Origin of the sequence: Brevundimonas sp. NIBR10 (assembly GCF_027912515.1) — a bacterium.
Classification (GTDB): Bacteria; Pseudomonadota; Alphaproteobacteria; order Caulobacterales; family Caulobacteraceae; genus Brevundimonas.
Genome location: NZ_CP115464.1, coordinates 3,877,718 through 3,887,500, shown reverse-complemented (window position 1 = coordinate 3,887,500; position 9,783 = coordinate 3,877,718). Strand labels below are relative to the sequence as shown.

Sequence of the window (9,783 nt, the reverse complement as noted above, 5' to 3'; positions counted from 1 at the left end):
AAGGCGAGGCTGAAAAGCGTAGTCGATGGGAAGCAGGTAAATATTCCTGCACCAGCTGGAAGTGACGGATGGTGTAAGTTGTCGGGGCTTATTGGATTGTTCCCGGCAGCGAAGCTGTCCCTGGAAATAACTCCAGCAGAGACCGTACCCGAAACCGACACAGGTGGTCAGGTAGAGTATACCAAGGCGTTTGAGAGAACTGTGCTGAAGGAACTCGGCAAATTGCACGCGTAACTTCGGAATAAGCGTGACTCTCCTTGCGCAAGCAGGTGAGAGTGGCACAAGCCAGGGGGTAGCGACTGTTTAGCAAAAACACAGGGCTCTGCGAAGCAGCAATGCGACGTATAGGGTCTGACGCCTGCCCGGTGCCTGAAGGTTAAAGGGAGTTGTGAAAGCGACGAACTGAAGCCCAGGTAAACGGCGGCCGTAACTATAACGGTCCTAAGGTAGCGAAATTCCTTGTCGGGTAAGTTCCGACCTGCACGAATGGCGTAACGACTTCCCCACTGTCTCCAGCACAGGCTCAGTGAAATTGAATTCCCCGTGAAGATGCGGGGTTCCCGCGGTCAGACGGAAAGACCCTATGAACCTTTACTATAGCTTCGCCTTGGCGTTAGCGACCGTATGTGTAGGATAGGTGGGAGGCTATGAAACCGGGGCGCCAGCTCTGGTGGAGCCATCCTTGAAATACCACCCTTACTGTCGTTGACGTCTAACCGAGGGCCGTTATCCGGTCCCGGGACATGGCGTGGTGGGTAGTTTGACTGGGGCGGTCGCCTCCTAAAGTGTAACGGAGGCGCGCGATGGTGGGCTCAGACCGGTCGGAAATCGGTCGTCGAGTGCAATGGCATAAGCCCGCCTGACTGCGAGACTGACAAGTCGAGCAGAGACGAAAGTCGGCCATAGTGATCCGGTGGTCCCGAGTGGAAGGGCCATCGCTCAACGGATAAAAGGTACTCTAGGGATAACAGGCTGATTTTGCCCAAGAGTCCATATCGACGGCAAAGTTTGGCACCTCGATGTCGGCTCATCACATCCTGGGGCTGGAGCAGGTCCCAAGGGTTCGGCTGTTCGCCGATTAAAGTGGTACGTGAGCTGGGTTCAGAACGTCGTGAGACAGTTTGGTCCCTATCTGCCGTGGGTGTTCGAAGCTTGAGAGGATCTGTCCCTAGTACGAGAGGACCGGGATGGACATACCTCTGGTGGACCTGTCATGGCGCCAGCTGTGCAGCAGGGTAGCTAAGTATGGAATAGATAACCGCTGAAAGCATCTAAGCGGGAAACTAACCTCAAAACAAGGCTTCGCTGAGGATCGTGGAAGACTACCACGTTGATAGGCCAGGTGTGGAAGCGCGGCGACGCGTGAAGCTTACTGGTACTAATAATCCGATCGGTTTGATCGTTTCTCAGCAAAACTCATTCGATCTTTGAATACGACAATGTCTTCTCAAATAATTCGCTGTCCGCCTGGTTGACCTGGTGGTTATGTCGGAGGTTCCCCACCCGATCCCATTCCGAACTCGGTCGTTAAGCCCTCCAGAGCCAATGGTACTTCGTCTCAAGGCGCGGGAGAGTAGGTCGCCGCCGGGTCTACCAGTCGGACAGCAGTTATTTGATATCTCTCGAACATCTTCCTTCACAAAGCCTCATCTGCCGCGGGATGGAGCAGCCCGGTAGCTCGTCAGGCTCATAACCTGAAGGTCGCAGGTTCAAATCCTGCTCCCGCACCCAAATCACAAACGCCGCCCCCAACAGGGCGGCGTTTTTGCGTTCAGACTGTCGCTCAGCGAGATATTCGATGACCGAAACGACCAAACCCGATGGAACGATGGCTGCGTCCGGCATCCAAGTCGCCGCCGTCTATGGCTTCAGCCGGATCGCGGACCCGGAGGGGCTTCGCGCGGACCTGGAACAGGTGTGTCGCGCCGGCGGCGTTCGCGGTACCCTTCTGATCGCGCATGAAGGCGTCAACGGAACGATCGCCGGTCCGAACGAGGGCGTTGGGGCCGTGCTGGAACTGATCCGGGCCCAGCCGGGACTCGCCGCGCCGGAGATCAAGTACGCCCGGGCGGACCTCATGCCCTTTCATCGGCTGAAGGTGCGGCTGAAGGCCGAGATCGTCACCATGGGTCGGCCGGACATCGATCCGGCCAATGGGGCGGGCACCTATGTCGCCGCCGAGGACTGGAACGCCCTGATCGCCGATCCCGACACGCTGGTGATCGACACCCGAAACGCCTACGAGGGAGAGATCGGGGCCTTCGCCCACGCTGTCCAGCCGAACACGTCAGGTTTCCGTGACTTTCCGGCCTGGTTCGAGGCCGAGGGCCGGGCGCTGATCGCCGAGCGAAAACCGACCCGGGTGGCCATGTACTGCACGGGCGGTATCCGCTGCGAGAAGGCCAGCGCCCTGCTGAAGGCGGATGGCGTGGACGACGTGCGCCACCTGCACGGCGGCATTCTGCGCTATCTTGAGACGGTACCGGAGGCCCAGAGCCTGTGGCACGGCGAATGCTTCGTCTTCGACGAGCGGGTCTCGGTCGGGCACGGCCTCGCGGTCGGCGACCACGTGCTCTGTCGCGGTTGCCGGATGCCGGTCAGTCCTGCGGGCCAGGCCTCGTCGCGCTTCGTCGAGGGGGTCTGCTGCGACCGCTGTTTCGACGACCGGACGCCGGAGCAGCAGGCTAGCTATGCCGAACGCCGCCGCCAGATGGAGATCGCCGACCGGCGCGGCGCGGCCCACATCGGCGAGGCGGCGCGACAGCCGCCCAGGCGGACCCTTTGACGGCGGACGACGTTAAGTCGGGCCAGCCGCCCGGAAGAAACCATGCGTCCGATTGAAGCCATGACCCTCGTCGGTCTCGCTGCCGCCCTCAACCTGAGCGCCTGTGACCAAGACCCGGCGGCTGCGATCCATGTCGCTCAAGCGCCCGCAGCCGAGCCACAGGCTCCGACCCGGCCAATGTCGGTGCCGGACGGTACGACCTCCGAGACCGGCCCACGGGCTTCTGCATGCCGGAGCCGGCAGCTGAGGCTGTCGGCCGAGGGCGGGGATGCGGGGGCGGGCAATCGTGTGGCGGTGCTGGCGGCACAGAATGTCGGAGCTCAGCCGTGCAGCCTGGACGGCTATCCGACCGTCACCCTGCTGGATGGGCAGGGGCGGTCGCTGACCGAGATCCGGGCAGAGCAGCAGCCGGGCAACTATTTCGGCGGGGCCACCGAGCCGACGCCGGTGACGCTCGCGCCCCAGGCCAAGGCCTATTTCGACATCGCCTGGTCGGTCGTGCCCAATGAGGCGATCGGCGAGCGGGCCTGCCCCGATGCGGCGACGGTACGGGTGGCTGCACCTGGCGATACGTCCGTGGTGACCCTGGCCCAGGCGTTTGCGCCGTGTGGGGGGCGCATCCGCGTGCGACCGTTCCGCGCGACAGCGTCGGATGGGGCCGGTGGCTAGGGCGAGCCGGCGACGTCTGGCGTCGTCGTTGAAAACGGCGTAACCCGCAGAGCCTCCGCAAGCCATCGCCCGAGGCCCCATGCCGACCGCCTTTCATGATCGCGTTTCCACCGAACTGGCCGACATCGACAGCCAGGGTCTGACCAAGCCCGAGCGGGTGATCGCCAGCCGGCAGGGTCCGGTGATCGAGGTCGGCGGACGCAAGGTCCTGAACTTCTGCGCCAACAACTATCTGGGGCTGGCCGGCGACGACCGGATCGTCGAGGCTGCGCGGGCGGCGACGGCGCGGCGCGGGGCGGGCACGGCTTCGGTGCGGTTCATCTGCGGCACCCAGGACATCCACAAGGAACTGGAGGCCCAGGTCGCGGCCTATCTGGGGTTCGAGGACGCTATCCTGTTCGCCGCCGCGTTTGACGCCAACGGCGGGCTGTTCGAGCCCCTGTTCGGCGAGGCCGACGCCATCGTCTCCGACAGCCTGAACCACGCCTCGATCATCGACGGGGTGCGGCTGTGCAAGGCCAAGCGGTACCGGTTCGCCACCTCCGACATGGACGATCTGGAGACCCAGCTGAAGGCGGCGCGGGCCGCCGGCGCGCGCGACATCGTCATCGCCACCGACGGCGCGTTTTCGATGGACGGCTATATCGCCAAGCTGAAGGACATCCGGGCCCTGGCCGACCGGTACGACGCCCTGATCATGGTCGACGATTGCCATGCGACGGGATTCCTGGGGCCGCAGGGTCGGGGGTCGTTCGCGCATCATGGGGTCGAGATCGACTTCCTGACCGGGACGTTCGGCAAGGCGCTGGGCGGGGCCATGGGCGGGTTCATCTGCGCGACATCCGCTGTGGTGCAACTGCTGAAGCAGCGGGCGCGGCCCTATCTGTTCTCCAACGCCCTGGCACCGGCCGTCTGCGGGGCCTCGATGGAGGCGATCCGCATCGCGCAGGGGGCGGAGGGCGATGCGTTGCGGGGGCAGCTGACCGCCAATGCCCAGCGGTACCGGGCGGCGATGACGGAGGCGGGTTTCGACCTGCTGCCCGGCGAGCATCCGATCATTCCGGTGATGCTGGGCGACGCCAAGCTGGCCCAGGATCTGGCGGCGCGGATGCTGGAACTGGGGGTCTATGTGATCGGCTTCTCGTTCCCGGTCGTGCCGAGGGGGGCTGCAAGGATCCGGACGCAGATGTCGGCGGCGCATACCTTCGACCACATCGATCAGACGGTCGCGGCGTTCAAACAGGCCGGTAAAGAGTTGGGAGTAATCTGATGACGCAAACCATGAAGGCCCTGGCCAAGACCGGTCCCGTCGAGGGGCTGGAGCTGATCGATGCGCCGATCCCGGTGGCGGGGCCTGAGGACGTGCTGATCCGGGTGCATCGCACCGCCGTCTGCGGCACCGACATCCACATCTGGAACTGGGACGAGTGGTCCCAGAAGAATGTGCCAACGCCGATGATCACGGGCCATGAGTTCAGTGGCGAGATCGTCGCTGTCGGGTCAGACGTGCATCGGCCGCTGAAGATCGGCCAGCGGGTCTCGGCCGAGGGCCATGTCATCGACCTGAACTCCGAGGCCGCACGGGCCGGGCATTTCCATCTGGATCCGCATACGCGCGGCATCGGGGTGAACCGCCAGGGGGCCTTTGCCGAGTTCGTGGTCGCGCCGGCGTTCAACGTCATTGAACTGCCCGACGACGTGTCGGACGAGGTGGCCTCCATGCTCGATCCGTTCGGCAATGCGGTTCACACGGCGCAGCAATTCGACCTGCTGGGCGAGGACGTGCTGGTCACCGGCGCGGGGCCGATCGGCATCATGGCGGCCGCCGTGGCGCGGCATGCCGGTGCCCGCACCGTCGTCCTGACCGACATCAACGACTATCGGCTGGAACTGGCTTTGAAGGTCGCGCCGGGCGTGCGGACCGTGAACACATCGCGCGAGGATCTGCGCGACGTGATGAAGGAGCTGGGCCTCAAGGTCGGGTTCGACGTGGCGCTGGAGATGTCGGGATCGCCGATCGCGTTCAAACAGTGCGTCGACACCCTGATCATGGGCGGCGGCCTGGCCATGCTGGGCATTCCGTCCAAACCCATGGAGACCGACTGGGGTGCCATCATCCTGAAGGCCCTGACCATCAAGGGCGTCTATGGGCGCGAGATGTTCACGACCTGGAGGAAGATGCTGGGTCTGCTGAAGGCGGGCCTCGACCTCGAACCGCTGATCACGCATCGGCTGGCGTACGACCAGTACCGCGAGGGGTTCGCGGCGATGAAGTCGGGTCAGTCGGGCAAGGTCGTGCTGGACTGGCAGAAGGCCGCCTGACGCCGTGCTGTCGGACACCGCCCGATACGCCATGCGGGCGATGATGGTGCTGGCCGAGCGAGATGGCCACGCCTCGATCCTGGAGGTCGCAACGGCCGCGTCGGCTCCGAGGAAGTATCTGGAGTCCATCCTGTTGCGGTTGAAGCTGGACGGGTTGCTGGTGTCGCTGCGGGGGCGATCCGGCGGCTATGCCCTGTCGCGGCCGGCGGATCAGATTTCGGTCGCCGACATCATCCGCGCGACGGATGGGCCGCTAGCGCTCGCGCCGTGCGCGTCACGGACGCGGTTCGAAGCGTGCGAGGATTGCGCGGATGTGGAGACGTGCCGGATTCGGTTCGTGCTGCTGGAGGGGCGGGATGCGTTGGCGGAGGTGCTGGAACGTCGGACGCTGGCGGATCTGGTGGGAACGCTCTCCTCCCCGTCGCGCAGCGATGGGGAGGTGGCGCGGCTCGCCTTCGAGCCATGACGGAGGGGGCAACTCGGTCTGTCCTGTAGGGGCTTGAAAGCCCTCACTTTCGATAGCGTGTCGCCCCCTCCGTCACGGCCCTGAAGGAGGGCCGCGCCACCTCCCCATTCCTTCGGCACGGGGAGGAGAAGCCTTCAGTACCGCGCTCTGATGGTCAGCCCCACGGTGCGGGGATCGCCCGGGGTCCCGAGCACGAGGCCCGAGTTGCCGGCCTGGACCGTCAGCAGTTGCAGATAGTCCTCGTCCAGCGCGTTCTTGACGAAGACGAATGCCTCCCAGCCGGCTTCTGACCGGAAGCCGGCGCGCAGGTTGACGAGGCTGTACCCCTCGATCTCGGTGTATCGGGAGACCGAGGCGTCGGCGTTGTAGGTCGAGCGATAGCTGGCGTCGGCACCGAAATAGGCCTCGCCGGATTGGCCGAGGGCCCTCGTGTCGGCGTGGACCTCTCCGCCGATCGACCCGGCCCAAGGGGATACGCCGGGAAGCTCCTTGCCCGACAGGTCGCAGGCGATGGTGCTGGTGCCGATCCGTTCCAGCGGGCAGGGCCCGTTGGTGAAGTCGGCGTAGCTGGCATCGGTCCATGAGACGTTGCCGTAGAGATCGATCCAGGCCGCCGGCCGGGCGAAGGCGTCCAGTTCGATGCCCTGGATCTCGACCTTGTCGGCGTTGGCCAGGTATCCGCGCAGGGCCCCGGGGCCGGTGTCGACGACGTTGGCCTGATAGTCCTCCACGTCGGTGCGATAGGCGGCGAGGTTGGCGGTCAGCCGCTTGTCGAACAGCTGGGTCTTGAGACCCAGCTCCCAGGTCGTCACCGCCTCGGGCTCGACGGTCGCGTTGGTCAGGGACGGGCTGCCGTTCGGCAGGTTGGGGATGCCGGCCATGTTGATGCCGCCCGACTTGAAGCCCCGCGCATAGCTTCCGTAGACCAGGACGTCGTCGGAGACGTCATAGGCCAGCGACACCTGGCCCGACAGGTCGCCGTCCGAGATGTCGGCGGCATAGCTCTGGGGCCGGGCGACGCCGAGGCGCCGTGTCAGGTCGGCGGCCGTGCCCGGGCCGCCGCCGCTGACGGTCGAGGCATAGACGCCGCTCTTTTCCTCGTGGGTGTAGCGCAGGCCCGGCGTCAGGTGCAGCCGGTCGGTGATGTTCCAGGTGAACTGGCCGAAGACGGCGAGCGAGTCCGTCTCGATGCGGCTGTCGTTGAACACGGTGTAGCCATCGAGCAGACCGGGGTTGGTGCCGGGGACGGGCACGCCGCCCACGCTCACCGTGGTCAGCCAGTAGGAGGCGTTGCGGCCGTATTCGGTGACGCCGTGGGTCTCCACCGCCTGATGGAAGGCATAGGCACCGACGGTCCAGTCGATACGATTCGAGCCAGTTGAGGACAGGCGGAACTCCTGGCTCCACTGGTCCTGATCCGACGGATTGGCCGACTGTCGCGTGATGTCGAGCGCGGTGTAGTCGCGGTCGTTGGCCGGCCGCCAATCCCACGCCCGCCACGCCGAGATCGAGGTCAGGGTGGCCCAGCCGAAGTCGTAATCGACGATGGCGGAGAATCCGCGCTGGATCTGGTCGGCACCGATCGCCCCATCGACGTCGGCGATACGGTCATAGGGATTGGTGCTGCCGGGCACATAGCCCAGCCCGGCGGCCAGGGCCGGGAAACGCAGGTTCACCGGCTTGGACGTATCCCCGACCCGCACATACAGCTGGGTGCAGCAATCCGGCGTCTGGTCCGAATAGTCGCCGAACAGGCGAACGGTCAGGTTGTCGGTGGCCTGAAACAGCAGCGAGCCGCGCAGGCTGATGGAATCCTGCGAATTCTGCTCGCGGCCGACCGTGACGTTGTCTAGGAAGCCGTCGCGCCGCGTCGAGACGAAGGACAGGCGCGCGGCCAGTTTGTCGTCGATCAGGGGACCGGAGATCGAGGCCTTGGCCTGGAGGAAGCCGTAGTCGCCGATGGTGACTTCGCCCTGGGCATCGGGGGTGAAGGAGGGCGCGCGGGTGGTGATGTTCAGGGCACCGGCGGTGGTGTTCTTGCCGAAAAGCGTCCCCTGCGGCCCGCGCAGGATCTCGATCCGGTCGATGTCGACGAAGTCCAGCGTCGCCGTGGCCGGGCGGCTGTAATAGACCTGATCGATATAGATCCCGACGCCCTGTTCCAGCCCATCGTTGGCCAGGCCGTAACTGGCCCCCAGGCCCCGGATGGTGATGGCGGTGTTTCTGGCATTGGGGCTGAGCAGTTGGACGCTGGGGGCCAGCTGGGTGACCTGGCCGACGTTGTAGGCCCCGGTGCGGTTCAGCAGTTCTTCGTTGATGACGGTCAGGGCGATCGGCACGTCCTGGGCCCGTTCCTCGCGCCGCCGCGAAGTGACGACGATGTCGCCGAGCGAGGCGAAGCCGGGGTCAAGCGTGGACTGGGGCGCGTCCTCCGGCGGGGTGAGTTCGGCGACGGGCGCGGTCGGCGCGGATTCAGGCGCGGCGACATCGGCCAGCGCGGGCGCGGCGTAGCAGATCGCGACCGTCGACACCGCGGCCAGAAGGCCGGTCCGAAGGGCGGGGAGGGATGTAGACATGACGGTTCCTGCGTTCGCGAAATGCGGCGAGATCAGGGTGTCATTAAAAACCTATCTGTACAGTAGAGTTTTACTGAAGCGCGTTTGCAGTTTTCCGGATGGGCCGGCGGACGCGCTTGACGCGCGCCGTCCGACGCGGGACGAGCGGCCATGAACTATCGCCACAGCTTCCACGCCGGGAATTTCGCCGATCTGGTCAAGCACGCCCTGGTGCTGTGGCTGGTGAAGGGGCGGCAGGCCTCGGGGCCGGTGGCGGTGCTGGATACCCATGCGGGGGCGGGCCTTTATGACCTGCACGGCGACGCGACCCGCTCGCGCGAGGCCGAGGCCGGGGTCGCACGGCTGATGACGGCGACGGACCTGCCGGCGTCGCTCCAGGTCCTGGCGGCCGAGGTACAGGCCTTGAACCCCGACGGCGATGTGCGCTGGTATCCCGGCTCGCCGGTTCTGATCGCGCGGGCCCTGGCCGGCGACGATCGCTATCTGGGGTTCGAGATGGTGGAGGCGGTTCAGGCCCTGCTGGCCGACGCCCTGGCTCCCTTTCCGGAGGCGGACAGCGCGACGGCCGACGGCTATGGGGCGGTCATCGCGGCGGCGGCGGATGCGGATGCGCCCCTGATCCTGATCGATCCCCCGTTCGAGCGTGCCGACGACTATCTGAGGGCGGCCGAGACCGCCGTGGCCCTGGTCCGTGCCGACCCCGGTGCGACCGTGGCCATCTGGACCCCGCTCAAGGACCTGGAGACTTTCGACGGCTTCCTGAGGCGGCTGGACGGGGCAGGGCCGGTGCTGGTTGCCGAGGCGCGGCTGCGGCCCCTGACCGACCCGATGAAGATGAACGGCTGTGCCATGGTGGTGGTCAACCCACCCGCAGGCACCGATGCGGTCGGGGCCGAAATCTGCACCTGGGTCGCCACGGCCCTGGGCGACGCGGGGGGCAGGGGGGAGGTCTGGCGGCTGTGACG

7 protein-coding genes, 1 tRNA gene and 2 rRNA genes (1 of these 10 running past the window's edge) are annotated in these 9,783 nt (G+C 65.6%); 9 read left to right on the top strand and 1 reads right to left on the bottom strand.

Annotated features, from left to right (window positions below; translation table 11 throughout):
• The 8 genes from O5K39_RS18915 to O5K39_RS18880 form a co-directional block, all read left to right on the top strand.
• Positions 1-1,403: ribosomal RNA gene (locus O5K39_RS18915) — 23S ribosomal RNA — on the top strand; it begins 1,383 nt to the left of the window's first position.
• 72 nt (positions 1,404-1,475) lie between these two features.
• Positions 1,476-1,590, top strand: a 5S ribosomal RNA gene (rrf, locus tag O5K39_RS18910).
• A 64-nt stretch (positions 1,591-1,654) separates the two neighbouring features.
• Positions 1,655-1,731 (top strand) — tRNA-Met (locus O5K39_RS18905).
• Positions 1,732-1,798: 67 nt separating this feature from the next.
• Positions 1,799-2,785 (top strand): rhodanese-related sulfurtransferase, encoded by a 987-nt coding sequence (locus O5K39_RS18900; RefSeq protein WP_271145143.1) that lies wholly within the window; start codon positions 1,799-1,801, stop codon positions 2,783-2,785.
• 42 nt (positions 2,786-2,827) lie between these two features.
• A complete protein-coding gene (locus tag O5K39_RS18895) occupies positions 2,828-3,454 on the top strand; it encodes a DUF4232 domain-containing protein (protein WP_271145142.1) in 627 nt (208 codons plus the stop codon).
• Between the two features lie 79 nt (positions 3,455-3,533).
• Entirely contained in the window at positions 3,534-4,724 is a 1,191-nt protein-coding gene (locus O5K39_RS18890) for a glycine C-acetyltransferase (protein WP_271145141.1), read from the top strand.
• A gap of 11 nt (positions 4,725-4,735) precedes the next feature.
• Positions 4,736-5,776: an L-threonine 3-dehydrogenase gene (gene tdh / locus O5K39_RS18885; RefSeq protein WP_348637135.1), complete on the top strand. Its 1,041-nt coding sequence runs from the start codon at positions 4,736-4,738 to the stop codon at positions 5,774-5,776.
• Positions 5,777-5,780: 4 nt separating this feature from the next.
• Entirely contained in the window at positions 5,781-6,242 is a 462-nt protein-coding gene (locus O5K39_RS18880; protein WP_271145139.1) for an Rrf2 family transcriptional regulator, read from the top strand.
• 134 nt (positions 6,243-6,376) lie between these two features.
• Here the strand turns inward: O5K39_RS18880 and O5K39_RS18875 are convergent, their stop codons facing one another.
• Positions 6,377-8,818 (bottom strand): TonB-dependent receptor, encoded by a 2,442-nt coding sequence (locus O5K39_RS18875; protein WP_271145138.1) that lies wholly within the window; start codon positions 8,816-8,818, stop codon positions 6,377-6,379.
• A gap of 150 nt (positions 8,819-8,968) precedes the next feature.
• Between O5K39_RS18875 and rlmJ the strand changes: the two genes are divergently transcribed.
• Positions 8,969-9,781, top strand: coding sequence for a 23S rRNA (adenine(2030)-N(6))-methyltransferase RlmJ (gene rlmJ / locus O5K39_RS18870; RefSeq protein ID WP_271145137.1), 813 nt, complete (start codon positions 8,969-8,971; stop codon positions 9,779-9,781).
• Positions 9,782-9,783 lie beyond the last annotated feature (2 nt).

What these genes read in the sequence shown, in the direction of transcription:
- tdh (WP_348637135.1), top strand. Translation starts at nt 4,736, where the DNA reads ATGAAGGCCCTGGCCAAGACCGGTCCCGTCGAGGGGCTGGAGCTGATC.
- O5K39_RS18875 (WP_271145138.1), bottom strand. Translation starts at nt 8,818, where the DNA reads ATGTCTACATCCCTCCCCGCCCTTCGGACCGGCCTTCTGGCCGCGGTG.
- O5K39_RS18900 (WP_271145143.1), top strand. Translation starts at nt 1,799, where the DNA reads ATGACCGAAACGACCAAACCCGATGGAACGATGGCTGCGTCCGGCATC.
- O5K39_RS18895 (WP_271145142.1), top strand. Translation starts at nt 2,828, where the DNA reads ATGCGTCCGATTGAAGCCATGACCCTCGTCGGTCTCGCTGCCGCCCTC.
- rlmJ (WP_271145137.1), top strand. Translation starts at nt 8,969, where the DNA reads ATGAACTATCGCCACAGCTTCCACGCCGGGAATTTCGCCGATCTGGTC.
- O5K39_RS18890 (WP_271145141.1), top strand. Translation starts at nt 3,534, where the DNA reads ATGCCGACCGCCTTTCATGATCGCGTTTCCACCGAACTGGCCGACATC.